Source organism: Pantoea sp. 1B4 (assembly GCF_016925765.1).
In the GTDB taxonomy this organism is placed as follows: Bacteria; Pseudomonadota; Gammaproteobacteria; order Enterobacterales; family Enterobacteriaceae; genus Pantoea; species Pantoea agglomerans.
On sequence record NZ_JAEUWZ010000001.1, the window covers coordinates 495,342 to 521,145 of the forward strand.

General features: G+C 57.2%; 14 protein-coding genes, 7 pseudogenes and 1 other annotated feature. Of the genes and pseudogenes, 13 read left to right on the forward strand and 8 right to left on the reverse strand.

Translation table 11 applies throughout. The features are described 5' to 3' along the window. Positions 1-5 precede the first annotated feature (5 nt). From JNO11_RS02320 to atzF, 3 genes are read right to left on the reverse strand one after another with little or no spacing between them, the layout of a single operon-like run. Complete coding sequence (locus JNO11_RS02320; protein ID WP_010253646.1) at positions 6-707, reverse strand: GntR family transcriptional regulator; 702 nt, start codon at positions 705-707, stop codon at positions 6-8. 9 nt (positions 708-716) lie between these two features. Then, complete coding sequence (uca, locus tag JNO11_RS02325; protein WP_325176898.1) at positions 717-4,334, reverse strand: urea carboxylase; 3,618 nt, start codon at positions 4,332-4,334, stop codon at positions 717-719. Positions 4,335-4,336: 2 nt separating this feature from the next. Continuing rightward, entirely contained in the window at positions 4,337-6,133 is a 1,797-nt protein-coding gene (gene atzF, locus JNO11_RS02330) for an allophanate hydrolase (protein WP_132499291.1), read from the reverse strand. A 269-nt stretch (positions 6,134-6,402) separates the two neighbouring features. Between atzF and sltY the strand changes: the two genes are divergently transcribed. Both sltY and trpR read left to right on the forward strand, forming a co-directional pair. Further along, positions 6,403-8,322 (forward strand): murein transglycosylase, encoded by a 1,920-nt coding sequence (gene sltY, locus JNO11_RS02335; protein ID WP_033756501.1) that lies wholly within the window; start codon positions 6,403-6,405, stop codon positions 8,320-8,322. 115 nt (positions 8,323-8,437) lie between these two features. Next, on the forward strand, positions 8,438-8,686 hold the full coding sequence (trpR, locus tag JNO11_RS02340; RefSeq protein ID WP_325177638.1) for a trp operon repressor: 249 nt from the start codon (positions 8,438-8,440) through the stop codon (positions 8,684-8,686). On the opposite strand, the gene yjjX is transcribed toward trpR, so the two are convergent. Further along, on the reverse strand, positions 8,687-9,205 hold the full coding sequence (gene yjjX / locus JNO11_RS02345; protein WP_010253660.1) for an inosine/xanthosine triphosphatase: 519 nt from the start codon (positions 9,203-9,205) through the stop codon (positions 8,687-8,689). Positions 9,206-9,411: 206 nt separating this feature from the next. Between yjjX and gpmB the strand changes: the two are divergent. Then, positions 9,412-10,063 (forward strand): annotated as a pseudogene (gpmB, locus tag JNO11_RS02350) (2,3-diphosphoglycerate-dependent phosphoglycerate mutase GpmB). Between the two features lie 40 nt (positions 10,064-10,103). Here gpmB and robA read toward each other — a convergent pair. After that, positions 10,104-10,986: pseudogene (robA, locus tag JNO11_RS02355) on the reverse strand (MDR efflux pump AcrAB transcriptional activator RobA). Between the two features lie 194 nt (positions 10,987-11,180). Between robA and creA the strand changes: the two are divergent. After that, positions 11,181-11,655: pseudogene (gene creA / locus JNO11_RS02360) on the forward strand (protein CreA). A gap of 71 nt (positions 11,656-11,726) precedes the next feature. Here creA and arcA read toward each other — a convergent pair. Beyond that, complete coding sequence (arcA, locus tag JNO11_RS02365) at positions 11,727-12,443, reverse strand: two-component system response regulator ArcA (protein ID WP_010253677.1); 717 nt, start codon at positions 12,441-12,443, stop codon at positions 11,727-11,729. A gap of 610 nt (positions 12,444-13,053) precedes the next feature. Between arcA and JNO11_RS02370 the strand changes: the two are divergent. From JNO11_RS02370 to thrC, 5 genes and pseudogenes are all read left to right on the forward strand, one after another. After that, a pseudogene (locus JNO11_RS02370) lies at positions 13,054-13,725 on the forward strand (tRNA/rRNA methyltransferase); the annotation flags it as partial. Between the two features lie 220 nt (positions 13,726-13,945). After that, on the forward strand, positions 13,946-14,014 hold the full coding sequence (thrL, locus tag JNO11_RS02375) for a thr operon leader peptide (protein WP_071591720.1): 69 nt from the start codon (positions 13,946-13,948) through the stop codon (positions 14,012-14,014). Next, positions 13,953-14,071: a sequence feature (Thr leader region), on the forward strand. (Overlaps the previous gene by 62 nt.) Before the next feature lie 27 nt (positions 14,072-14,098). Then, positions 14,099-16,561 (forward strand): bifunctional aspartate kinase/homoserine dehydrogenase I, encoded by a 2,463-nt coding sequence (thrA, locus tag JNO11_RS02380; RefSeq protein ID WP_010671695.1) that lies wholly within the window; start codon positions 14,099-14,101, stop codon positions 16,559-16,561. Positions 16,562-16,563: 2 nt separating this feature from the next. Beyond that, a pseudogene (gene thrB / locus JNO11_RS02385) lies at positions 16,564-17,494 on the forward strand (homoserine kinase). Between the two features lie 3 nt (positions 17,495-17,497). Continuing rightward, the gene (gene thrC, locus JNO11_RS02390; protein WP_010671693.1) at positions 17,498-18,781 is read left to right on the forward strand and encodes a threonine synthase; all 1,284 of its coding nucleotides are present in this window, start codon (positions 17,498-17,500) and stop codon (positions 18,779-18,781) included. A gap of 61 nt (positions 18,782-18,842) precedes the next feature. Here the strand turns inward: thrC and yaaA are convergent, their stop codons facing one another. Further along, on the reverse strand, positions 18,843-19,616 hold the full coding sequence (yaaA, locus tag JNO11_RS02395) for a peroxide stress protein YaaA (RefSeq protein WP_010253688.1): 774 nt from the start codon (positions 19,614-19,616) through the stop codon (positions 18,843-18,845). 210 nt (positions 19,617-19,826) lie between these two features. Here yaaA and tal point away from each other — a divergent pair, with 210 nt between their 5' ends. From tal to JNO11_RS02410, 3 genes and pseudogenes are all read left to right on the forward strand, one after another. Beyond that, positions 19,827-20,780, forward strand: a complete 954-nt coding sequence (gene tal, locus JNO11_RS02400; protein ID WP_010253690.1) for a transaldolase — start codon at positions 19,827-19,829, stop codon at positions 20,778-20,780. Positions 20,781-20,906: 126 nt separating this feature from the next. Continuing rightward, positions 20,907-21,494 carry a molybdopterin adenylyltransferase gene (gene mog / locus JNO11_RS02405; protein WP_010253692.1) on the forward strand — a complete coding sequence of 196 codons (588 nt, stop codon included), beginning with the start codon at positions 20,907-20,909 and terminating at the stop codon, positions 21,492-21,494. A 106-nt stretch (positions 21,495-21,600) separates the two neighbouring features. Beyond that, positions 21,601-22,909, forward strand: a pseudogene (locus tag JNO11_RS02410) (MFS transporter). Between the two features lie 53 nt (positions 22,910-22,962). Here JNO11_RS02410 and satP read toward each other — a convergent pair. Then, positions 22,963-23,533 (reverse strand): annotated as a pseudogene (gene satP, locus JNO11_RS02415) (acetate uptake transporter). 303 nt (positions 23,534-23,836) lie between these two features. On the opposite strand from satP, the gene dnaK reads away from it, so the two are divergent. Continuing rightward, on the forward strand, positions 23,837-25,747 hold the full coding sequence (gene dnaK / locus JNO11_RS02420; RefSeq protein WP_010253698.1) for a molecular chaperone DnaK: 1,911 nt from the start codon (positions 23,837-23,839) through the stop codon (positions 25,745-25,747). Positions 25,748-25,804 lie beyond the last annotated feature (57 nt).

The window sequence follows — 25,804 nt, forward strand, 5'->3', positions numbered from 1 at the left end:
TTGTGTTATTCGGTGAGCTGGAGCCGGGCCTGCTGAAGGCGGTGCAGCGTGATCTTTCTGACCTCCGCCTTACTTACGGCGATGTGATCGGTCAGGATGCGTTGCGCCCCGGCGGTCTGCTGCTGAAAAATCGCCTGTAAAATCTGTGCATGTTCCTGATAAGTGGCACAGATGCGATCGTCACGAGTGAAGTCGAGCCGGCGGATAATGCGTATCTTCTCGGTGAGTTCGGCGTGAATGCGTGCCATCTCCGGGTTACCCGCTGCCGCCACCAGCGTCATGTGAAACGCTTCGTCATGCTGCGATACCACCAGGCCCTCTGTAAGCGCCTCCGCCTCGCACCAGAACTGGTTCAGTTCGTTTAACAGCGCGGCACACTGCGGCGCGGGCAGGGCGCAGAGGCGTTTGACCGCCTCGCACTCCAGCACGGTGCGCAGGTCATACAGCGATTCGAACCAGGCGAAATCGAAGTTCTTAATCTGCCAGCCGCTGCGAAACCAGACGTCGACAAAGCCTTCGCGTTCCAGCCGGAACAGCGCCTGACGGACCGGGGTGCGGCTGACCGCCATTCGTCCGGCGATTTCGCTTTCGCTGAAGCGATCGCCGGGCATCAGGCGAAAGGCGAAGATATCGTCCTTCAGCGCCTGATAAACCCGTTCCGCCAGCGCTTCCGGGCGGGCTTTAGGGGAGTGGGGTTGCGTTGTCATTACCGCTCCTTATTCCAGCCACAGCAGGTTATCGCCAGGACTGACCGGACGGCCCGTCTGGCAGGCAATCCGCGTCACACGACCGGCCTGCGGGGCGACTATCGCCAGCTCCATCTTCATCGCCTCTACGATAATCAGCGTCTGCCCGGCGCTGACCTCGTCGCCCGGCTGCACCAGCACTTTCCAGATGTTGCCATTGAGATCCGCCTGCACCGCCAGCCCGTTCTCCTCCTCTTCGCTGACGCTGGCGCGCGTTTCATCCTCCGGCGGCGCGTTCTGCTCCTCCTGCGCCCATAGCTGCACTTCCTGTTCAAAGGCGGCGGCCTGGCGCTGGCGGAACGCTGCAATTTCAGCGGCGTGGTCGGCGAGGAACTGCTGGTGGGCGGCAAAATCAAACTGCGTCTCTTCAATACGCAGGCTGGCGCGGCCTTCGCGGAAATCTTCGCGCAGCTGGGTCAGTTCGGTTTCACTCACCGGATAAAAGCGCACCTGATCGAAGAAGCGCAGCAGCCACGGCGCATCGGTAGCGAACTGCGGGTTTTTCAGGAAGGTGTTCCAGATGGGCAGCGTGCGGCCCACCAGCTGATAGCCGCCGGGCGAATCCATGCCGTAGATGCACATGTACATGCCGCCGATCCCTACGGTGCCTTCGGCGGTGAAAGTGCGCGCCGGACTGTATTTGGAACTCAGCAGGCGATGGCGTGGATCGATCGGAACGGCACAGGGCGCGCCAAGGTAGACGTCGCCCAGCCCCAGCACCAGATAGCTGGCGTTGAACAGGGTATCGCGCACCTCATCGCGGCTGCTTAAGCCATTAATCCGCTGGATAAAGTCCACGTTGTTGGGCAGCCAGGGGGCGCTGGCGCGCACCGTCTCCTGATAGCGGCTGACGGCACCCAGCGTGGCGCTGTCTTCAAATGCCATCGGCATCCACACTACGCGGGAGGGCACTTTCAGCGTGCTGACGTCGCCCAGCGTCGCTTCCAGCGCCAGCAGCAGCGACATCAGCCGGGACTGGTTAATGATGCGGCTGTCGTAGCGCACCTGCAGCGAACGCACGCCAGGCGACAGCTCCTCTACTCCGGGCTCCGCCTGCGCCGTCAGCGCATTCATCAGCAGATGGACACGCAGACGCAGCGCCAGATCCAGCACATTGTCGCCATACTCAATCAGCACATATTTGTCGCCCGCCTGGCGATAGACCACTTTCGGCGTGCTGGCGGTGGCCTCCAGAGCGGCCAGGATCGTGGCGGAGCCGTGGGCAGTTTCGGCCAGTGACGGCACGGCAAACGTGGGCGGATGCTCAGGCCGCAATGCCTCAATCAGATGCATCTGCGCTTTTTCCCGCGCCAGCGCATCGTCTGCGGTGATGGGGTGGAAGCGGATGGTGTCGCCAGGTTTAACCTGGCCCACTTTCCACAGCTCGGCTTTGGCGATGGTCACCGGACAGACAAAGCCGCCGAGACTCGGGCCGTCGTGCGTCAGGATCACCGGGAAGTCGCCGGTGAAATTGACCGCGCCAATGGCATATTCACAGTCGTGAACGTTGGAGGGATGCAGGCCCGCTTCGCCGCCGTTGGCGCGGGTCCAGGTCGGTTTCGGGCCGACCAGCCGCACGCCGAGGCGGTTGGAGTTGTAGTGCACCTGCCAGTCACTGGCAAAGAATGCATCGATGGCGGCCTGGGTGAAGAAATCCGGTGCGCCGTGCGGGCCGTAGAGCACGCCGATGCGCCACTCGCTGCCGTAGTGCGGAATCAGCGCCGCATCGAGCGGCTGCGGATCGCTGACCGGGGCAGGCGTGGTGCAGGCTGCCCGCTCAGGCTGGGAGATCGCCAGCATATCGGCAACCCGCAGGGTGCGTCCGGCGTGACCGCCAAACTGGCCCAGCGAAAAGGTGCTGCGGCTGCCCAGATACGCCGGCACGTCGAAGCCGTTACGTACGGCCAGATAGCTGCGGCAGCCCGTCCGGGCGCGTCCCAGCGCCAGAGTCTCTCCCGCTTTCACCGCCAGCGGCTGCCAGGTGCTGACCGGTTCGCCCTCCAGCGTGGCGTCGCAGTCAGCACCGGTCAGCGCCACGATGGCATCACAATGGAAACGCAGCGTCGGCCCCTGCAGGGTAAATTCCAGCCCCGCCGCCGCGTCATGATTACCGACGATGCGGTTAGCCAGCCGGAAAGCGAAGTCATCCATCGGGCCGGAAGGCGGCACGCCGATATCCCAGTAGCCGAGGCGGCCTGGATAGTCCTGAACCGAACTGAAGGTGCCGGGTTGCAGCACTTCCACCACGGAGGATGCAGGCACCACGCTGTCGAGGTAGCGCGTCCAGACGTTGCCGCTGCGAAACGCGTCGCTGGCGGTAATCTGGCGCAGATAGTCGAGGTTGGTGGCGATGCCGTGCAGCTGAGTGGCATCCAGCGCATGGCGAAGTTTTTCCAGCGCCGCATCGCGGGTGTCGGCATGCACGATCAGTTTGGCGATCATCGGATCGTAGAAGCTGGAGACCTCGCTGCCGGTTTCAATGCCGCTGTCGACCCGCACGCCGTCAGGGAAAGTTACGCCGGTTAGCAGGCCGGGGCTGGGCTGAAAGTTCTTGAGTGGATCTTCCGCATAGAGCCGCACTTCAATGGCGGCGCCCTGCGGCGCCTGCTGCAGACGTGACCAGTCAACCGCATCGCCCGCCGCCACCTGCAACATGCACTCCACCAGATCGAGTCCGGTGACGCACTCAGTGACCGGATGCTCCACCTGCAGGCGGGTGTTCACTTCCAGAAAGCAAAAGGCCTGCTGGTCGACGTCGTAGATATACTCCACGGTGCCTGCGCTGCGGTAGTTTACCCGCTCGCCGAGCCGCACCGCCGAGGCGAGCAGGGCGTCACGCGTCGCCGGAGACAGGCCGGGCGCGGGCGTCTCTTCCACCACCTTTTGATTGCGGCGCTGCAGTGAGCAGTCGCGTTCACCCAGCGCGACCACAGTGCCGTTACCGTCACCAAAAATCTGCACTTCTACGTGGCGGGCGCGATCGATGCAGCGCTCCAGAAACACGCCCGCATCACTGAAGAACTGCTCGCCAAGACGGCGTACGCTCTCCCAGGCGCTGGCGAGTGCACCGGCGTCGGCGCAGCGCGTCAGGCCAATGCCGCCGCCGCCCGCCGTGCTTTTCAGCATCACCGGATAGCCGATCTTATCGGCCGCCTGCATCGCCTCCTCCAGCGACGCAAGCAGCGGTGTGCCGGGCGTCATTGGTACACCTGCACTGGCTGCCAGCTCACGGGCACGGTGCTTAAGGCCGAACTCACCAATCTGCTGCGCGGTGGGGCCGACAAAGGCGATCCCCGCCGCTTCACAGGCTTCGGCAAACGGCTGGCTTTCTGAAAGAAAACCGTAGCCCGGCCAGATAGCCTGCGCGCCGCTCTGCTGAGCTGCCACCAGAATTTTGTCGATGCGCAGATAGCTGTCGCTGGCTTTATCGCCGCCCAGCGCGATAGCGATATCCGCCTGCTTAACGTGCTGCGCGTTGCGGTCAGTATCTGAATAGACCGCGACACTTTTGACGCCAAGGCGCTTCAGCGTCCGAATGGCGCGGCAGGCGATTTCGCCGCGATTGGCAATCAGTACGGTGGTGAACATGATCAGTGACTCCCCTGTGATGCCAGCCAGTTGCGCCAGCCGCCCGTCTCAGTAATCTCCAGCGCGTTGTTCAGCGCCGCGCCTTCGCAGATAAAGCCTTTCACCACCCGCCCATCCGCCAGCGTCAGGCTGCCGATGCCCAGCGGTGCGGGAATCTCGGCCACAAACTCACCAAAGCGCGCCAGCGGGATATCCCACAGCTCCACGGTGATAGCGGCGCCCTGTTCGTCACGCATCAGGCCGGGTTTTTTGATCGCGCCCTCCAGCAGGGCAAACAGGCGATAGTGTGGCGCGGTCTTCGTCTCTTCCACCCAGACGGCATGGCGATCGGTGAGCTGGAAATTAAGCGGCATTCCGGTGAGATGTGCGCCCACTACCGCCAGCCGGACATGGTCGGCGGAGGCGGGCAGGCTGGTGCGCCAGGCAGGGCAGGGCTGGCCGGTCGCGCCCAGTGGCAGAGCAAGCTGCTGCTGCCAGCGAATGCCAAACTCAGCCAGCGCCCGATCGTGCCAGGCGGGCGCAATCAGCGTAATGCCTGCCGGGAGATCGTCATTGCGAAACGGTGCGGGCAGCGCCAGCGCGGCGAGGTCGGCAAGGTTGGTAAAGTTGGTATAGGTGCCGAACTGCGAGTTGAAGTGAATCGGCTCCTGCTTCATCTCCTCCAGGGTATGAATCGTGGGCGAGGTCGGCACTACCAGCGCGTCAAACTGTGCCAGCGTCTGCTGAATCTGACGCGTCAGTTCGGCCCGCAGATACTCCGCCTTATAGGCATCGACTGCGCTGTATTTCAGGCCACTGGCGATAATCTCGTGTACCACCGGATCCATCTCCGCCGGGCGATCAAGCATCCCGCCCACCGCCGCCGTGCGTTCGGCGACCCAGGCACCGTAGTAGAGCTGTTCAGCCAGCTTCCGGAACGGGGTGAAGTCGATAGGGTGCAGCGTCACGCCACCCGCCTGCAATGCCTCCAGCGCCTGGTCCCAGGCGGCTTCGGCGGCGGCATCATCAAAAAACTCCGGGTTCAAAGGTACCGCAAAATGGGGATGGACGGGCAGGCTGGCCGGGGCGGTGCGCGGATTAATGCGCGAATAGGCGTCACCGGCATCATAGCCACCCATGACGCTGGCGACGCTAAAGGCATCTTCTGCCGTCAACGCAAACACGGAAATCGTGTCGTTGAGGCGGCAGGCGGGCACCACGCCGCGTGCAGAGAACCAGCCCTTGGTCGGCTTCAGTCCGACAATATTGTTAAAGCCCGCCGGAACGCGGCCCGATCCCGCAGTATCGGTGCCCAGTGAAAAGGCGACCAGCCCGCGCGCCAGCACCGACGCGGAGCCGGAGCTGGAGCCGCCACTGACGTAATCGGCATCAAAGGTGTTACTGACCGCGCCAAACGGGGAGCGGGTGCCCACCAGGCCGGTAGCGAACTGATCGAGGTTGGTTTTGCCGATGACTATCGCGCCGGCGGCTTTCAGGCGGGCGACCGCTACCGCGTCTTCGCTGGCGGTATAGGTAAAGGCGGGGCAGGCGGCGCTGGTCGGCCAGCCCGCCACGTCAATGTTGTCTTTGACGGCGAAGGGAACACCAAACAGCGGCAGCGATCCGGGATCGCGCTGATAGTGCGCCAGCAGTGGCTCAATCTGAGCCGCTAACTGCTCCGGTGTCGCCAGATAGATCCAGGCATTATCGTGCGTGTCGAGAGCCGCCAGGTGGGCGCTCAGCAGCGAAGTAATCTGTTGCGGCGCCTGCTGATAGCGCTGCTGCCAGGCGTGAAGCGTCAGGCCAAAGGTTGAAGTCATACGAAGAATTCCAGCTGGTATACAAGATGGAATTCAACAGAGCAAAGGCTGTGCCACTTTTTTAACGCAATGATTCAACAGTTTAATGCGTGCAGTGATAAGATTTTCTGATGATAATTTGCACAATTACGGCGCGCACGCTGAGCGATGACGGTGCGTTTACCTTTCGTGTGCGTAAATTTTGTGAAGAACATGGCAAGAGTCCGGTGGCCTGGTTAGCATGAAGACTGTCTGGCAACTCGCCGGCCCCAGCAACAGAGGAGATTTACGTGGTGAAGTGGCGTAACTGGATAATAGGGATCTGCATGGCCGGCACGGCCAGCAGCGCATGGGCCGATTCGCTTGATCAACAACGGCAACGTTATCAACAAATTAAACAGGCCTGGGACAGCAATCAGATGGCCACCGTGGATCAGCTGTTGCCCACGCTACAGGATTATCCGCTCTATCCTTATCTGCAATATCGCCTGCTGGCACAGGATCTCGATCAGGAGACCACCCTGGCGGTACAGAACTTTATTCGCCAGTATCCAACGTTGCCACCCGCGCGTTCGCTCAGCACCCGCTTTATTAATGTGCTGGCTTACCGACAGGACTGGCAGGGTGTGCTGAACTTCAGTCCGACCGAACCTAAGCCGGTGCAGGCACGCTGTAACTGGTATTACGCCAAATGGGCCACCGGTCAGCAGCAGGCCGCGTTTGACGGCGCGAAGCAGATCTGGCTGCGCGGCACGGCGCTGCCCGCGGACTGCGATAAGCTCTTTTCGGTCTGGCAGGCGTCCGGTCAGATTTCGCCAATTACGATCCTGGAGCGTATCCGGCTGGCGATGAAAGCAGGCAACGACAGCCTGGTGAGCTATCTGGCGAAAACGTTGCCAACTGACTATCAGACCATGTCTGACGCGATACAGGCCCTGCAGCAGGACCCGTTAACGGTCAGCACCTTCGCCAGCGCCGTCGGGCCAACCGACTTTACCCGCCAGGCGACGATTTACGCCTTTACGCGTGTGGCGCGGCAGGACATGGAAAATGCCCGCAGCCTGATTCCGATCCTGGTCCGGGCGCAGAAGATGGGGCCGGAGGATGAGCAGGCGCTGAAGGAGATTGTGGTCTGGCGCATGATGGGCAGTGATCTCACCTCTGAGCAGGCACGCTGGCGCGATGCGGTGGTGATGAACAGCGAGTCTACCGCGCTGGTAGAACGCCGGGTACGACTGGCACTCTCTCAGCATGACCGACGCGGCCTCAACACCTGGATCGCCCGTCTGCCGCTGGAAGCCAAAGAGAAAGATGAGTGGCAGTACTGGCAGGCCGATCTGCTGTTTGAGAAAGATCGCAAAGAGGAAGCGGAAGAGATCCTGCGCAAACTGATGCAGGCGCGTGGCTTCTATCCAATGGTGGCCGCGCAGCGGCTGGGCGTTGACTACCCGTTGCAGGTGGATGAAGCGCCGAAGCCTGACAGTGCCACGGTGCAGGGACCGGAGCTGGCCCGCGTTCGCGAGCTGATGTACTGGGGACTGGATAACCTGGCGCGCAGCGAGTGGAGCAATCTGATCGGCAGCCGCACGCACACGCAGCAGCAGATGCTGGCGCGCTACGCCAATGAGCAGGACTGGTGGGATCTCAGCGTGCAGGCGACCATCACGGCCAAAATGTGGGACAGCCTGAAAGAGCGTTTCCCGCTGGCGTGGCAGAGCGTCTATGAGCGCAACACCGCGGTGAAGCAGATCCCGCCGAGCTATGCGATGGCGATTTCGCGTCAGGAGAGCGCCTGGAATCCGAAAGCGCGTTCACCGGTCGGCGCCAGCGGTCTGATGCAGATTATGCCTGCCACGGCGGCGCATACCGTGAAGATGTACAACATCCCTGGCTACAGCAACACCAGCCAGCTGCTCGATCCGGAAACCAATATTCAGATCGGCACCCAGTATCTGGAATATGTCTATCAGCAGTTCAATCAGAACCGGATTTTCGCCTCGGCGGCCTACAATGCCGGGCCGGGCCGGGTGCGAAGCTGGCAGAAAACCAGTGCGGGCAATCTTGATGCCGTCGCGTTTATCGAGACCATCCCGTTCTCTGAAACGCGTGGCTATGTGAAGAATGTGCTGGCGTACGACGCCTACTATCGTCACTTCATGGGCAAGCCTGACAAGATCCTGTCAGATGCTGAGTGGAATCGCCGTTACTAGCTGTGCTAAGCTTCCGTACTCTTTAGCGAGTACGGAAGCCTCTTCATGACCCATTCTGATTCCCCCCACCGATGCGCATCCGGCAGAAGATAGCTGGCAACGCTTTGTCGTGCTGATGCAGCAGGCCTTTGCTGATGGTCATGCGCTGCCACTGATGCAACTGATGATGACGCCCGACGAGCGGGAAGCGTTCGGCACCCGTCTGCGGATTATCGAAGAGTTAATGAACGGCGAGATGAGCCAGCGCGAACTGAAAAATGAGCTCGGCGTTGGCATTGCGACCATTACACGTGGCTCGAACAGCCTGAAAGAGGCGCCGCCGGAGCTGAAACGCTGGCTGGAGGCGCGTCTGGGACGCGCCTGATCACTGCTGGTAAAGCGGATGGATGAACGGGCAGAGCGCCAGAATCAGTGCCTGATGATAGACACTGGAGCGGCTGAGCAGGCCGTTTGTGAACGCCCCGATAGCGCCACCCTGGTGTTTAATATTTTCGATGCCGGTTAACCGCGCCATCTCTTCGCCCAGCTCCCGCCCTTCACGCAGACCCGCCAGCACCACCGGCGGCAGGGTGAAACTGGCCGAGCGCGATTCGCCGCGCTGCTTCTGATTTTCTACCACCATCCAGGCAAACGCGCTGTCATCTTCAATGCCCGCCTCAATCGCTACCCAGAACGCCGCTTCTGGCCGGACCTGCCGGGCATTCATCACGCGCTGACGTGCGCCAGTTCGCGTTTCGAGATGGGTTAACGGTTGTGCTGCTACGCCGCTATCGACCTCGACCCCTTCAATATGGCAGGATCCCTCGCCGAAAACGTCGTTGAATGCCTGAGCAATCGCATGAATTTTCGCTGGATTGGTGGTGGCTGCGACAACATGGTACATAATTGGTTGAACCCTCAGGTGATTAAGCGCCTGGTCCATCGGGCTGTTTGATTTGTCATTCTGAACCCGGGCAGTGCTCACAATCCTTACGTACTTTCCGTACGCGCCGGTTGTTTCGCGCTCTCCGTGTGCAGACTGACTGCAACAATGACGCCTGATGGGGTAAGCTCTAAAGCGATTTTTGTCGCAGTATAACGGAAACTAACATGCTACAGGTCTATCTTGTTCGTCACGGTGAAACGGTATGGAATGCGGAGCGTCGCATTCAGGGTCAGTCCGACAGTCCGCTGACGGAAAAAGGTGAGCAGCAAGCCTGGCAGGTGGGTGAGCGCGTGAAACATCTGGGCATTACGCACATTATTGCCAGCGATCTGGGGCGTACGCGCCGCACCGCGGAGATTATTGCGGATGCCTGCGGTTGCTCAGTCACGCTTGATCCGCGGTTGCGTGAGCTGAATATGGGGGGTGCTGGAGAAGCGTCCGCTGGATGGCTTAACCGCGGAAGAAGAGCAGTGGCGCGCCACGCTGGTCAACGGCACCGAAGGGGGGCCGTATTCCTGAAGGGGAGTCGATGACTGAGATGGCGACGCGCATGCACGCCGCGCTGAATGCCTGTCTTGATCTTCCTGCCGGAAGCCGTCCACTGCTCGTCAGTCACGGTATGGCGCTGGGGGGCGCTGGTCAGCACGATCCTCGGTCTGCCCGCCTATGCGGAACGTCGTCTGCGTCTGCGTAACTGCTCACTCTCACGTGTTGATTATCAGCAGAGCGCCTGGCTGGCAGAAGGCTGGATTGTCGAGACGGCGGGGGGATATTTCCCATCTGGATGCGCCTGCACTCGACGAGCTTCAACGCTGATTTACTTAAGGCTGCCGTCGCGATGACGGCAGCCTTAACGTCAGCTGGCTACGGTCTGGCGGCGAATGGGAATCAGATATTCGCAACGGATCTCGGTCGGTGGCTCAGCGCGTTTTTTACCGCCATCGGTGTAAAAGCGTTCGATGTCCTGTCCCTGACGGCGGGTCAGCCCCAGCGTCGGCATGCAGGTGCCATAGAGCAGCAGAATAAACTCCTGCAGATTGACGCGCGGGCCGGTATAGGTGAACTGCACGTAGTCGCCCGCTTCCAGAATCACGTTCTGCCCGGAGTGCAGGTTGACCGCGCTGTCAGCAGGCACCGCCGTGGTGTAGAGAATCTCCTGCTCATCATCTTTGTCCTGGCTGGCGCGCACCTGATGCAGGCCATACAGTACCGGCGGCACCGTGTCGGTTTCCAGCAGGAACTGCTTCCAGAAATGAATACGCATTTCGTCGCGGTAGCTGGAAATCTGCTCCAGAATACAGGTGTAGTTCTGGGTTTGTCCTACCAGCACCGTCTCCGGTAAGGTGACGAAAGCCGGTTCCGGCTGCGTCTCATCATCCAGGCGAATAGGGGGGACGAATACCGAATGAGTTCCAGTCGGAAGAGCGGCGATACCACGCCGGTGTCTGAGCAAACTGCTTCTTGAATGCGCGAGTAAAAGTCTGTTGTGAATCAAAACGATACTGCAGTGCGATGTCCAGAATCGGGCGGCTGGTCAGGCGCAGCGCCACGGCGGCTTTAGACAGACGACGCGCACGAATATAGGCACCTATTGCGTGTCCGGTTACGTCTTTAAACATCCTCTGTAAATGCCATTTAGAGTAACCGGCTTTCTGGGCAACATTGTCCAGTGAAAGGGGTTGATCCAGATGGCTCTCCAGCCAGACAAGCAAATCGCGAATGATACCGGCTTGGTCCATAAAACATCCTCATACTCTGGTGGTGCAGCTAAACGCATTCGAAGAATATTAGCACTCATTGCTCAAAAGACGTGGGCCGTTTTCCGGGGAAGGTTGTGCTAAATCAGTACGGGCTTCAACCCGTTTTGGTTTGGTCATTAACTCGATTAACAGTACATTACATTCTCATCTATTCCATTTGCAATGGTAACTCCATGACAATATTCCGACTTATGATCGCTGCGCTGACCACGCTGACCTTTTCCAGCCCGCTGTTTGCCGAACAGATTGGCTCTGTTGATACGGTATTCAAGATATTCGGGCCTGACCACAAGATTGTCGTTGAGGCTTTCGATGATCCGGACGTTAAAAATGTAACCTGTTATATCAGCCGGGCGAAAACCGGGGGGTATTAAAGGCGGACTGGGTCTGGCAGAAGATACCTCTGATGCCGCGATTTCCTGTCAGCAGGTGGGTCCGGTCGAGCTGAGTGATAAAATCGCTCAGGGCAAAGCAGAGGGTGAAGTGGTATTCCGCCAGCGCACCTCATTGATCTTCAAGAAGCTGCAGGTTGTACGCTTCTTCGACAAAAAGCGCAACGCCCTGGTCTATCTGACCTATTCCGATAAAGTGGTTGATGGCTCACCGAAAAATGCGATTAGCGCTGTGCCAATTATGCCGTGGCACTGATTATGCCGTCACGCTAAGGACAAAAAAAACGCCCGCAGGGGCGTTTTTTATTTGCCGCGTCTGACAGGGGCTTAATCCTGCAGGTCACCGCAGAAGCGATAACCTTCACCATGAATGGTGGCGATGATCTCTGGCGTGTCCGGCGTTGATTCGAAATGCTTACGAATACGACGAATGGTGACATCAACGGTGCGATCGTGTGGCTTGAGGTCGCGGCCGGTCATTTTTTTCAGCAGATCGGCACGGGTCTGAATTTTGCCCGGGTTTTCGCAGAAGTGCAGCATGGCGCGGAACTCACTGCGTGGCAGTTTATAGTGCTCGCCGTTCGGGTTGATCAGTGAGCGGCTGTTGATATCCAGCTCCCAACCGTTGAACTTGTAGCTCTCTACCTGACGACGCTCTTCGCCTGGCATGGCCAGATTCATGGTGCGCGACAGCAGGTTGCGGGCACGAATAGTCAGCTCACGCGGATTAAACGGTTTGGTGATGTAGTCGTCAGCGCCAATTTCCAGACCAAGAATTTTATCGACTTCGTTGTCACGACCGGTCAGGAACATCAGGGCGACATTGGCCTGCTCACGCAGTTCACGGGCCAGCAACAGGCCGTTTTTACCGGGCAGGTTGATGTCCATGATGACCAGGTTAACGTCATTGTCGGTCAGCACCTGATGCATTTCAGCACCATCAGTCGCCTCATACACCACATAACCTTCCGCCTCAAAAATACTCTTGAGGGTATTACGCGTGACCAGTTCGTCTTCAACGATAAGAATGTGCGGGGTCTGCATGTTTAGCTACCTAAAATTTGCCAACAAATTGAAAACAGGGCGTACAGCGGTATGGCGTTCTCCATCATCGAGAGCGGCGGGCCGCGCTGAACCGTTGTACGAAATCATATTTTGATAAGCCATCTATCAACGTCAACAACAGTATTAGCTCAGCCAGTCAGGATGAAAATTGCATGCCCCGGGCGTTAATGATAATGGCGCATATCCTAACTGTATTAACAGCAACCTAACAGCACCAACTACAACCGATAAGCATAAAAACAACGCTTCGTTGACTTATATCAAATGCAATTGTAGCACGTTAACACTTTTGTGAAAAACTTCTCGCAGATTGCCTGTTTAGCTCACAAAAAGCATCATTTTCGTTACATTTTTTACGCAGTCGGGCCAAAATAAAACCCGCCGGAAATCACATTCTATCTCGTTGAAGTTAAATGGTTTAATAATGATTTCTTTAATAAAGCTCGTTTCAGGGATAAAAAAGATTCAGGCCATCACTTTTAACCAGTTTTAACATGGTTAACACACGATTTTCTTATTACCTTCTGGCGACTGAATCATTAACAGCCATGTTAATATGGCGTTATGTTAATGGACCAATGGAATAAATATGCTTTTTCCCCTGATTCTCGTCTCGCCCGCGCGGCCAGAAAATATCGGCGCTGCGGCGCGTGCCATGAAAACCATGGGATTCAGCCAGCTGCGCATCGTTGCCAGTGACGCCTGGCAGGATCCCGCAGCGCGCCGGGTGGCACATGGTGCCGGCGAAATTCTCGACAACGTTCAGACCTTTGCAACCCTGGCCGACGCGTTAGCGGACATCGATTTTTCGGTCGCGACCACCGCGCGCAGCCGGGCAAAGTTTCGTTATTACGCCACACCGGAGCAGGTTGAAACGCAACTGCTGGAGAAACGCCAGTGGGTAAACAGTATGGCGCTGGTGTTTGGCCGCGAAGATAGCGGGCTGACCAACGAGGAGCTGGAGCTTGTAGACCTGCTGACCGGCATCCCGATGGCGAATGACTATCCTTCACTCAATCTCGGACAGGCGGTGATGGTCTACTGCTATCAGCTGTCGAAGCTGAATCAGGTTGAGGCATCAAAAGCCTCTGCGGCGGATGGACAGCAGTTGCAGGCGCTGCGTCAGCGTTTCCATCAGCTGCTGGTGCAACTGGAGGTCAGTGATGATGAGAAGCTGTCAGACTGGATCGATCAGCGGGTGGGGCTGCTGGAACAGCGCGACAGTGCGATGCTGCATCGTCTGCTGCACGATATTGAAAAAAACTCACAGATAAATCCTCGGCAAAAAGCTGATTTTACAGCAACAGATCGCAGGGAATTTCTGCATCGCAACCGATCGAACAGCGTTTTACGCTTTCACCGGTGGCTGTGCGCAGTGGTGGAAATCTGTCCGCCGGACAAATCGGGTTGACTTAATGTGCGCTTTGCTTTACTTCTGGAAGCAAGACGGACAGACAAAAACAGACAGAAAATAAATCTAAATGCGTAAAATCAGCCTGAACACCACAATTATTACCACCACCATTACCACAGGTAACGGTGCGGGCTGACGCATACAGGAAAAACAGAAAATAAGCCCGCACCTAAACAGTGCGGGCTTTTTTTTTCGGCTTAAATTCAGGAGAGTTTATATTATGCGAGTGCTGAAATTCGGCGGGACCTCGGTAGCGAATGCGGAGCGGTTTCTTCGCGTCGCTGACATTCTGGAAAGTAATGCGCAACAAGGACAGGTTGCAACCGTGCTCTCTGCGCCAGCAAAGATCACTAACCATCTGGTGGCGATGATTGAAAAAACCATCAGTGGTCAGGATGCTTTGCCGAATATCAGCGACGCCGAACGCATCTTCAGCGAGCTGTTGCAGGGACTGGCTGACGCGCAGCCGGGCTTTGAGTACGATCGACTGAAAACCCGCGTTGACCTGGAGTTTGCGCAGCTGAAGCAGGTTCTGCACGGTATCAGCCTGCTGGGACAGTGCCCGGACAGCGTCAACGCGGCGATTATCTGCCGCGGTGAAAAACTCTCGATTGCGATCATGGAAGCGCTGCTGCAGGCGCGTGGCCATGAGGTCAGCGTGATCGATCCGGTGGAGAAATTGCTGGCGGTCGGCCACTACCTTGAATCCACTGTTGATATCGCCGAATCAACCCGTCGCATTGAAGCGAGTCAGATTCCGCCGCAGAACATGATCCTGATGGCAGGCTTCACGGCTGGTAACGAGCGAGGCGAGCTTGTCGTACTGGGCCGAAACGGTTCAGACTATTCAGCCGCTGTGCTGGCCGCCTGTCTGCGCGCCGACTGCTGTGAAATCTGGACTGATGTGGATGGCGTCTATACCTGCGATCCGCGTCAGGTGCCAGATGCGCGCCTGCTGAAGTCGATGTCCTATCAGGAGGCGATGGAGCTCTCCTATTTCGGCGCCAAAGTGCTGCATCCCCGCACCATCGCGCCCATTGCTCAGTTCCAGATCCCCTGCCTGATCAAAAACACGGCCAATCCGCAGGCACCCGGCACCCTGATTGGAGCAGAAGGCGAACAGGATGAGAACCCGGTAAAAGGCATCACCAACCTGAATAATATGGCGATGGTCAACGTCTCCGGTCCTGGCATGAAAGGGATGGTCGGGATGGCGGCCAGAGTCTTTGCGGCGATGTCGCGCACCGGCATCTCGGTGGTGTTGATCACCCAATCCTCTTCCGAATACAGCATCAGTTTCTGCGTGCCGCAGAGCGAGCTGGCGCGGGCGCGTCAGGTGCTGGAGGAGGAGTTCTACCTGGAGCTGAAAGATGGCCTGCTGGATCCGCTGGATATCATTGAAAACCTGGCGGTGATTTCAGTGGTGGGCGATGGCATGCGCACGCTGCGCGGCATTTCAGCCAAATTCTTCTCGGCGCTGGCGCGCGCCAATATCAATATTGTGGCGATTGCTCAGGGTTCCTCCGAGCGTTCAATCTCGGTGGTGGTGAACAATGATGAAGTGATCACCGGGGTTCGCGTGGTGCATCAGATGCTGTTCGCCACCGATCAGGTAATCGAAGTGTTTGTGGTCGGCGTCGGCGGCGTCGGCGGCGCGCTGCTGGATCAGTTACATCGCCAGCAGGCGTGGCTGAAGAAAAAGCATATCGACCTGCGCGTCTGCGGCATCGCTAACTCCCGTGCGCTGTTAACCCACGTCCACGGCATTGATTTAAGCAACTGGCAGGCGGCATTAGGCGAAGCGAAAGAGCCGTTCAATCTCGGTCGTCTGACCCGTCTGGTGAAAGAGTATCACCTGCTCAATCCGGTGATTGTGGATTGTACTTCCAGCCAGGCGGTCGCCGATCAGTATGCTGACTTTCTCAGCGAAGGCTTCCATGTGGTGACGCCAAACAAAAAGGCCAACACCTCCTCCTGGAATTACTATCAGCAGATGCGCGCCGCCGCTGCCAAATCGCGACGTAAATTCCTCTATGATACCAACGTCGGCGCCGGACTGCCGGTGATCGAAAACCTGCAGAACCTGATGAACGCCGGTGATGAGCTGCTGCGCTTCTCCGGTATCCTCTCTGGCTCGCTGTCCTATATCTTCGGCCAGCTGGATGACGGAATGTCACTGTCGCAGGCGACAACCATGGCGCGTGAGATGGGCTTTACCGAGCCCGATCCGCGTGACGACCTCTCCGGCACCGATGTGGCGCGTAAGCTGCTGATCCTGGCCCGTGAAGCGGGTCATCAGCTGGAGCTGAGCGACATTGAGATTGAGCCGCTGCTGCCCGCCAGCCTGACCGAAATCCAGGACATTGAGCAGTTTATGCAGCGTCTGCCTGAGCTGGATAACGCTTTTGCCGCCCGGGTTGCGCAGGCGCAGGATGAGGGCAAAGTATTGCGCTATGTTGGCGTGATTGAAGAGGGCGGCATCTGCAAAGTGAAGATCGACGCCGTTGACGGCAACGATCCACTCTATAAGGTGAAAAACGGCGAGAATGCGCTGGCGTTTTACAGCCGCTACTATCAACCGATTCCGCTGGTGCTGCGCGGATACGGTGCAGGAAATGATGTCACAGCGGCCGGTGTCTTTGCCGACCTGCTGCGGACGCTGTCATGGAAGTTGGGAGTTTAATCATGGTAAAAATTTACGCACCGGCCTCGATTGGTAACGTCAGCGTCGGCTTCGATGTGCTGGGCGCGGCGGTTTCGCCGGTAGATGGCTCCCTGCTGGGTGACTGCGTCTCCGTGGAAGCGGCAGAGCAGTTTTCACTGACCAACGCCGGACGTTTTGTCAGTAAGCTGCCCGCCGATCCGAAAGAGAATATTGTTTACCAGTGCTGGCAGCGTTTCTGCCAGGAAATCGGCAAAGCGATCCCGGTGGCGATGACGCTGGAGAAGAACATGCCCATCGGCTCCGGGCTGGGTTCCAGCGCCTGCTCGGTGGTGGCCGGTTTAATGGCGATGAACGAGTTTTGCGGCAAGCCTCTCAGCGACAGCACGTTACTGACCCTGATGGGCGAGCTGGAAGGGCGAATCTCCGGCAGCGTGCACTATGATAATGTCGCCCCCCTGCTTCCTCGGCGGCATTCAGCTGATGCTGCAGGAAAATGACATTATCAGCCAGGCGGTGCCGGGCTTTGATGACTGGCTGTGGGTAATGGCCTATCCGGGCATTAAAGTTTCGACCGCAGAAGCGCGCGCCATTTTACCGGCACAGTACCGCAAAGAGGACTGCATCAGGCATGGCCGTTTGCTGGCCGGTTTCATTCACGCCTGCCATACGCGTCAGCCGCAGCTGGCAGCTAAACTTATGCAGGATGTGATTGCCGAACCTTACCGGACCCGGCTGCTGCCAGGCTTCACCGAGGCGCGGCAGGCCGCGAAAGATATTGGCGCACTGGCGTGCGGTATCTCAGGCTCTGGTCCGACACTTTTCGCCGTTTGCAATCAGATGGAAACGGCACAGCGGATGGCTGACTGGCTGAGCCAGCACTATCTGCAGAATGATGAAGGCTTCGTCCATATCTGCCGTCTCGACACGGCTGGCGCACGACAATTGGGATAACGCATGAAACTCTACAATCTTAAGGATCACAACGAGCAGGTCAGCTTCGCCCAGGCGGTGAAACAGGGTCTGGGTTCGCAGCAGGGTCTGTTCTTTCCGCTGGAACTGCCGGAGTTTGAACTGACCGACATCGACGCGATGCTGGAGATGGATTTTGTCAGCCGCAGCAGCAAAATTCTCTCGGCTTTCATTGGTGACGAGATTCCGGCCCAGCAGCTGCATGAGCGTGTTAAAGCCGCTTTTGCTTTTCCGGCCCCGGTGAAAGCCGTCAGCGAAGATATCGCCTGTCTGGAGCTGTTCCACGGCCCGACGCTGGCGTTTAAAGATTTCGGCGGCCGTTTTATGGCGCAGATGCTGTCGTATGTCTCAGGCTCAGATGAGCAGATCACCATTCTGACCGCCACCTCCGGTGATACCGGCGCGGCCGTGGCGCACGCCTTTTACGGCATGAAGAACGTGCGCGTGGTGATCCTCTATCCGCAGGGCAAAATCAGTCCGCTGCAGGAGAAACTCTTCTGTACCCTGGGCGGCAACATCGAAACCATCTCTATCGACGGCGATTTTGATGCCTGCCAGTCGCTGGTGAAACAGGCGTTTGATGACGAAGAGCTGAAGCGCGCGATTGGCCTGAACTCGGCTAACTCCATCAACATCAGCCGCCTGCTGGCGCAGATCTGCTACTACTTTGAAGCGGTCGCACAGCTGCCTCAGGAAAAACGTAATCAGCTGGTGGTGTCAGTGCCGAGCGGCAACTTTGGTGATTTGACCGCCGGTCTGCTGGCGAAATCGCTGGGCCTGCCGATCAAACGTTTTATCGCCGCCACCAACGCCAACGACACGGTGCCGCGCTTTCTGGGCAACGGCGAGTGGCAGCCAAACCAGACGGTCTCTACGCTGTCGAATGCCATGGATGTCAGCCAGCCTAATAACTGGCCACGTGTGGAAGAGCTGTTCCGCCGTAAAACCTGGCGCTTAACCGATCTGGCCTGTGGTGCGGTCTCGGATGAGACCACGCGCGCCGCCATGCGTGAACTGGCTGAGATGGGCTACATTTCCGAGCCGCATGCCGCCATTGCCTGGCGTCTGTTGCGCGATCAGCTGCAGGAAGGGGAGTATGGTGTGTTCCTGGGAACCGCGCATCCGGCGAAATTCCGCGAAAGTGTGGAAGCGATCCTTGAACAGACCCTGACGCTGCCGCCGGAGTTAGCGGAGCGCGCCGACCTGCCGCTGCTGTCGCATCAGATGAAGGGTGATTTCGCCTCGCTGCGGGCGTTTCTGCTGAAGTAAACCTGTGAAAGGCTTCCCGGTTGCGGGAAGCCTGTTTGTGGAAAGCAGAGGGTGCGGGGTGTTACTGCTCTGCGCGCTTAAAGACCAGCTCGCTCTCGCTGCTGCTGGCTGCATCAAAACGATAGCCATCCAGATCAAACGCCTTAAGCTGTTCCGGCTTCGTCAGGCGCTGCTGAATCACATAGCGACTCATTAATCCACGCGCCTTTTTGGCATAGAAGCTAATCACTTTGTAACTGCCATTCTTTTCGTCGAGGAACACCGGCTTAATCATCTGTGCCCGCAGCGTCTTCGGCTTAACCGCCCGGAAATATTCGTCCGAGGCGAGGTTGATCAGCACCTCATCACCCTGTTCCGCCAGCGCAGCATTCAGCGTTTCAGTGATGAGATCGCCCCAGAAGGTGTAGAGATCTTTGCCCGCCGGATTCGCCAGGCGAATGCCCATCTCCAGACGGTAAGGCTGCATTAAATCGAGTGGACGCAGTACGCCATACAGGCCTGATAACATACGCAGGTGCTGCTGAGCAAAATCGAAATCCTGATCGCTGAAGGTCTCTGCCTGTAAACCGGTGTAGACATCACCTTTGAATGCCAGGATCGCCTGACGGGCGTTCTTAGGGGAAAAATCGGGCTGCCAGCTGTTGAAGCGCTCGGCATTGAGGTGCGCCAGTTTATCGCTGATGCCCATTAACGAGGCGATGCTGGCGGGTGACAGCTCGCGCGCAATTTCAATCAGCTGTTGTGACTTTTCTAACAGCGCAGGCTGGGTGAAACGCGTTGTCGCCAGCGGGCTTTCATAATCCAGCGTCTTGGCGGGAGAGATCACCATCAACATAGTTGCTTCCTCGGTTAATGCCTGGTTTAACAGGGCATTGGCTGCTTATCAGGCTTCGCAGTGTACCAAAAAAAGCCGCAAAGAATGACGAATCACACCTATTTGTTCGCGCTATCGTAAACGGCATTCCCTGACCTTGCGCCACCGTTGCCGCGTGATATTATCGCAACAGCCTTTTTTCACACTGACAGTTAACTAAGAGAAAAGAACATGACGGACAAACTTACCTCCCTGCGTCAGCTCACCACCGTCGTCGCCGACACCGGTGATATTGCAGCCATGAAGCTGTATCAGCCACAAGACGCCACCACCAACCCTTCTCTGATTCTCAACGCCGCGCAAATTCCTGAATACCGTAAACTGATCGATGAAGCGATCGGCTGGGCGCGTGATCAGAGCAGCAACAAAGAAGAGCAGCTGCAGCTGGTTTCTGACAAGCTGGCCGTGAACATTGGTCTGGAAATCCTCAAACTGATCCCAGGCCGCATCTCGACGGAAGTGGATGCGCGTCTCTCTTACGACACTGAAGGCAGCATCGCCAAAGCCCGCAGCCTGATCAAACTCTACAATGATGCCGGTATCAGCAACGACCGCATCCTGATCAAACTGGCCTCTACCTGGCAGGGCATCCGTGCTGCAGAGCAGCTGGAAAAAGAGGGTATCAACTGTAACCTGACGCTGCTGTTCTCCTTTGCTCAGGCGCGTGCCTGTGCTGAAGCGGGCGTGTTCCTGATCTCTCCGTTTGTTGGCCGTATCCTCGACTGGTACAAAGCCAATACTGACAAGAAAGAGTATGCCGCGCACGAAGATCCAGGCGTGGTTTCAGTTTCTGAAATCTACAACTACTACAAGCAGCACGGCTATGAAACCGTGGTGATGGGCGCCAGCTTCCGTAACGTCGGCGAAATCATCGAGCTGGCTGGCTGTGACCGTCTGACCATTTCTCCTGCCCTGCTGAAAGAGCTGGCGGAGAGCGAAGGCACCCTGGAGCGTAAACTGAGCTACAGCGGCGAAGTGAAAGCGCGTCCGGCGCGCATGACCGAGTCTGAGTTCCTGTGGCAGCACAACCAGGATCCGATGGCGGTTGCGAAGCTGGCAGAAGGTATCCGCAATTTTGCCGTTGATCAGGGCAAACTTGAGAAGATGCTGGCAGAACTGCTGTAATCTGTTGACCGTGGCGGCGCAGGCTGCCACGGTTTTCCCTTTTCCGACCCTTTCACTTTATATTATCCTCTCGGCTATTCCCCTTTTACTCCAACCGCACCGCGGTAAATCACAGCGAAGCTAATCATGAATACATTACGCATTGGCCTGATCTCGGTCTCCGATCGCGCCGCGAACGGCATTTATCAGGATCAGGGTATTCCCGCGCTGGAGAGCTGGCTCGGCAGCGCAATCAGCAGCCCGTTTGAGATTGAGTCCCGACTGGTGCCCGACGAGCAGCCGATGATTGAGCAGGCGATTTGCGAACTGGTCGATGAACGTTTTTGCCATCTGGTGTTAACCACCGGCGGCACCGGTCCGGCCCGACGCGATGTCACGCCCGATGCCACCTTAGCCGTTGCCGATCGTGAAATGCCTGGTTTTGGTGAGCAGATGCGCCAGATCAGCCTGCAGTTCGTACCGACCGCGATTCTGTCGCGTCAGGTCGGGGTGATCCGCAAGCAGTCGCTGATCCTCAATCTGCCTGGTCAGCCGAAGTCGATCAAAGAGACGCTGGAAGGGCTGAAGGATGAGCAGGGCAACGTAAAAGTTCACGGCATCTTTGCATCTGTACCTTATTGTTTACAGTTGCTGGAAGGGCCTTACGTCGAAACGCATTCCAGCGTAGTAGCAGCATTTCGGCCTAAAAGCGCGATACGTGAGATAAATAACTAAATATTCCCCATTTCAGGCATAAGCTATAGCCTTGCTGGTGTGGCAAAAGATTGACGGTATAGTAATAAGATCTTTACAACTTTATCTCTTTTGCCTCTGGAATATTATGAATCCGACTCACACTCAGCGTCTGACCGGTAAGGATTACAAGACCCTGGCGCTGGCCGCGCTGGGCGGCGCGCTGGAATTCTACGACTTCATTATCTTCGTCTTCTTCGCCACCGTGATTGGCGAACTCTTTTTCCCTTCGGATATTCCGGAATGGCTGCGTCAGCTGCAGACGTTTGCCATTTTTGCTGCAGGCTATCTGGCTCGTCCGCTGGGCGGCATCGTGATGGCGCATTTTGGCGATAAGCTCGGGCGCAAAAAGATGTTCAGCCTGAGCATTCTGCTGATGGCGCTGCCGACCCTGATGATGGGCGCTTTACCCACCTGGCAGACGATTGGCCTTGCTGCGCCACTGCTGATGCTGCTGATGCGGATGTTACAGGGCGCGGCGATTGGCGGTGAAGTGCCGGGCGCCTGGGTGTTTGTCGCGGAACACGTGCCCTATAAACGTATCGGCATCGCCTGCGGCACGCTGACGGCCGGGCTGACTATCGGCATTTTACTGGGGTCGCTGGTAGCCACGCTGATCAATACCTCAATGTCGCAGCAGGCGATCCATGATGGCGGCTGGCGCATCCCGTTCTTCCTCGGCGGCGTGTTCGGGCTGGTCGCGATGTACCTGCGTCGCTGGCTGCATGAGACGCCAGTGTTTATCGAGATGCAGCAGCGTAAAGCGCTGGCTGAAACTCTGCCGCTGAAGACCGTGCTGGCAGAGCATAAAAAAGTCGATTGTCATCTCTATGCTGCTGACCTGGCTGCTCTCCGCCTGCATCGTGGTGGTGATCCTGATGTCGCCGGTCTGGCTGCAAAAACAGCAGGGCATCGCGCCTGCGCTGACCCTGCAGGCCAACAGCATCGCTACCGTGATGCTCTGCATTGGCTGCATTATTGCCGGACTCGCGGCCGATCGCTTTGGTGCCAGTCGTACGCTGTGTGTCGGCAGCCTGCTGCTGGCGATCTGTAGCTGGCAGTTTTATCACCTGACCGCCCTCTATCCACAGCAGCTCTTCCTGCTTTATGGCGTGGCGGGTCTCAGCGTCGGTATCGTCGGCGTGGTGCCCTTTGTGATGGTGCGCGCCTTTCCGGCAGAAGTGCGTTTTACCGGACTCTCATTTTCCTACAACCTCTCCTATGCGATCTTCGGCGGGCTGACACCCATCTTTGTGTCGCTGCTGATGAACGTCTCAGAGATGGCACCCTGCTGGTATGTGATGGCGCTGGCGCTGGTGGGATTGCTGACGGGGATCTGGCTGCGGCGTGATGTCAGCCACGAGCCTGGCCTGCAGCAGGGGATTAACTCTTTGTAATGCGGGGACGCGGAGCCTGGCTCCGCGTCTTTTTTTTATGCGTAAAGGCAGGCTTAAAGCGATTTCGCGCCAATCGGCAGAATGGTGCGGCCAAAGGTTTCGTTCAGCACTTCACCCATCGCCAGATAGCAGGCGCTGGCTCCACAGAGTATCCCGACCCAGCCCGCGGAGACCACCAGCGCCGGCAGGTGCATAAGATGGGCCACGGCCAGCAGCAGAAACAGCAGCGTAAGCGAGCCGAAAACAAACTGCAGCATCCGCGCACCTTTCAGCGTACCGACGAACATAAACAGCGTGAAAATGCCCCACAGTGCCAGCCAGGCCCCCAGGAAACGTTCGTCTGGCACTTTTGCCAGTCCCATTTCAGGTAACAGCAGGATCGCCACAAAGCTTAACCAGAACATGCCGTAAGAGGTAAAGGCGGTCAGCCCGAAAGTGTTGTTCTTTTTTAAACTCCAGCAGACCGGCCAGCACCTGCGCAATCCCGCCATAAAAAATGCCCATGGCTAAAATCGCCACGTCCATGGCAAACAGGCCCGTGTTGTGCAGGTTCAGCAAAATGGTCGTCATGCCAAATCCCATTAATCCCAGCGGGGCAGGGTTAGCCAGCGTTGAATTTGCCATAGTTCCTCGGCAGTAAAATGATCGTTGATGTAATAAACGGATTCCGTCCTGCTCCCTGAGGGGAACAAGGCGACGCATCATATTCAGCGTTGTGGCAGCGTTCTTTGATCCCGACAGGGCCAAAGGTAAAAATTTTTTTTTTGGTTTAGCCCTTGATGCGCATCGAAGCGGCCCCATTTACTTGTCATCGAGCGTTGTGAACGTTGGAAAAAAAGCATGTGCTGGCAGTTGAATGCAAACAACCCGCCCACATAAAAGGTTCACAACCCAAATTGGCAACGAATTTAAGTGGGAGATGTTTAGATGGGTAAGATTATTGGTATTGACCTGGGTACAACCAACTCTTGTGTTGCGATCATGGATGGCACTAAAGCACGCGTGCTGGAAAATGCCGAGGGCGATCGCACCACGCCTTCAATTATTGCGTATACACAGGATGGCGAAATTCTGGTCGGTCAACCGGCTAAACGTCAGGCAGTGACCAACCCGCAGAATACCCTGTTCGCAATTAAGCGTCTGATCGGTCGTCGCTTCCAGGACGAAGAAGTACAGCGTGATATTAAAATCATGCCGTACAAAATCACCGGCGCTGACAACGGCGACGCATGGCTGGAAGTGAAAGGTCAGAGAATGGCACCGCCGCAGATCTCTGCTGAAGTGCTGAAGAAAATGAAAAAGACCGCCGAAGATTACCTCGGTGAGCCAGTGACTGAAGCGGTTATTACCGTACCTGCTTACTTCAACGATGCGCAGCGTCAGGCAACCAAAGACGCCGGCCGTATCGCAGGTCTGGAAGTCAAACGTATCATTAACGAACCGACTGCTGCTGCACTGGCATACGGTCTGGATAAAGGCCAGGGTAACCGCACCATCGCGGTTTATGACCTGGGTGGCGGTACCTTCGATATCTCAATCATTGAGATCGACGAAGTTGACGGCGAAAAAACCTTTGAAGTTCTGGCGACCAACGGTGATACCCACCTGGGTGGTGAAGACTTCGATAGCCGCCTGATTAACTATCTGGTTGCTGAATTCAAGAAAGACCAGGGCATCGATCTGCACAACGATCCACTGGCGATGCAGCGTCTGAAAGAAGCGGCAGAGAAAGCGAAAATCGAACTTTCTTCTGCACAGCAGACCGACGTTAACCTGCCATATATCACGGCAGATGCGACCGGTCCTAAGCACCTGAACATCAAAGTGACCCGCTCTAAACTGGAGTCACTGGTTGAAGATCTGGTTGCTCGCTCAATCGCGCCACTGAAAGTTGCGCTGCAGGATGCGGGTCTGTCTGTTTCAGACATCAACGACGTTATCCTGGTGGGTGGTCAGACTCGTATGCCACTGGTTCAGGCCAAAGTGACTGAGTTCTTCGGTAAAGAGCCACGTAAAGACGTGAACCCGGACGAAGCGGTCGCGGTTGGTGCTGCGGTTCAGGGTGGTGTACTGGGTGGCGACGTGAAAGACGTGCTGCTGCTGGACGTTACCCCGCTGTCACTGGGTATCGAAACCATGGGTGGCGTGATGACTTCGCTGATCAGCAAGAACACCACCATCCCAACCAAGCACAGCCAGGTCTTCTCGACTGCTGAAGATAACCAGTCAGCCGTGACCATTCACGTGCTGCAGGGTGAGCGTAAGCGCGCCAATGACAACAAGTCACTGGGCCAGTTCAACCTCGACGGTATCCAGAACGCGCCACGCGGTCTGCCGCAGATCGAAGTGACCTTCGACATCGATGCGGATGGTATCCTGCACGTGTCGGCGAAAGATAAGAACAGCGGTAAAGAGCAGAAAATCACCATCAAAGCCTCTTCAGGTCTGAGCGATGAAGAGATCCAGAAAATGGTGCGTGATGCGGAAGCGAACGCTGAATCTGACCGCAAGTTCGAAGAGCTGGTACAGACGCGTAACCAGGGCGATCAGATTGCCCACAGCACGCGTAAGCAGCTGGAAGAAGCAGGCGACAAACTGTCAGCTGATGACAAAGCGCCAATCGAAGCCGCTCTGGCCGCGCTGGAAACTGCGCTGAGAGGCGAAGACAAAGCGGAAATCGATGCCAAAATGCAGGCGCTGATGGAAGTGTCCGGCAAACTGATGGAAGCAGCACAGCAGTCTCAGGCGGGTGCAGCGGATGCCGGTGACGCGTCAGCGAAGAAAGATGACGACGTTGTCGATGCTGAATTCGAAGAAGTGAAAGACAACAAGAAATAATTGCCCCTGACCGGGCGCGACGGTTGGCCTGACAGCCGTTGAAACCAGCACGGGCGT

What these genes read in the sequence shown, in the direction of transcription:
- dnaK (WP_010253698.1), top strand. Translation starts at nt 23,837, where the DNA reads ATGGGTAAGATTATTGGTATTGACCTGGGTACAACCAACTCTTGTGTT.
- JNO11_RS02320 (WP_010253646.1), bottom strand. Translation starts at nt 707, where the DNA reads ATGACAACGCAACCCCACTCCCCTAAAGCCCGCCCGGAAGCGCTGGCG.
- uca (WP_325176898.1), bottom strand. Translation starts at nt 4,334, where the DNA reads ATGTTCACCACCGTACTGATTGCCAATCGCGGCGAAATCGCCTGCCGC.
- atzF (WP_132499291.1), bottom strand. Translation starts at nt 6,133, where the DNA reads ATGACTTCAACCTTTGGCCTGACGCTTCACGCCTGGCAGCAGCGCTAT.
- mog (WP_010253692.1), top strand. Translation starts at nt 20,907, where the DNA reads ATGAATACATTACGCATTGGCCTGATCTCGGTCTCCGATCGCGCCGCG.
- yaaA (WP_010253688.1), bottom strand. Translation starts at nt 19,616, where the DNA reads ATGTTGATGGTGATCTCTCCCGCCAAGACGCTGGATTATGAAAGCCCG.
- arcA (WP_010253677.1), bottom strand. Translation starts at nt 12,443, where the DNA reads ATGCAGACCCCGCACATTCTTATCGTTGAAGACGAACTGGTCACGCGT.
- yjjX (WP_010253660.1), bottom strand. Translation starts at nt 9,205, where the DNA reads ATGTACCATGTTGTCGCAGCCACCACCAATCCAGCGAAAATTCATGCG.
- trpR (WP_325177638.1), top strand. Translation starts at nt 8,438, where the DNA reads ATGCAGCAGGCCTTTGCTGATGGTCATGCGCTGCCACTGATGCAACTG.
- tal (WP_010253690.1), top strand. Translation starts at nt 19,827, where the DNA reads ATGACGGACAAACTTACCTCCCTGCGTCAGCTCACCACCGTCGTCGCC.
- thrA (WP_010671695.1), top strand. Translation starts at nt 14,099, where the DNA reads ATGCGAGTGCTGAAATTCGGCGGGACCTCGGTAGCGAATGCGGAGCGG.
- thrC (WP_010671693.1), top strand. Translation starts at nt 17,498, where the DNA reads ATGAAACTCTACAATCTTAAGGATCACAACGAGCAGGTCAGCTTCGCC.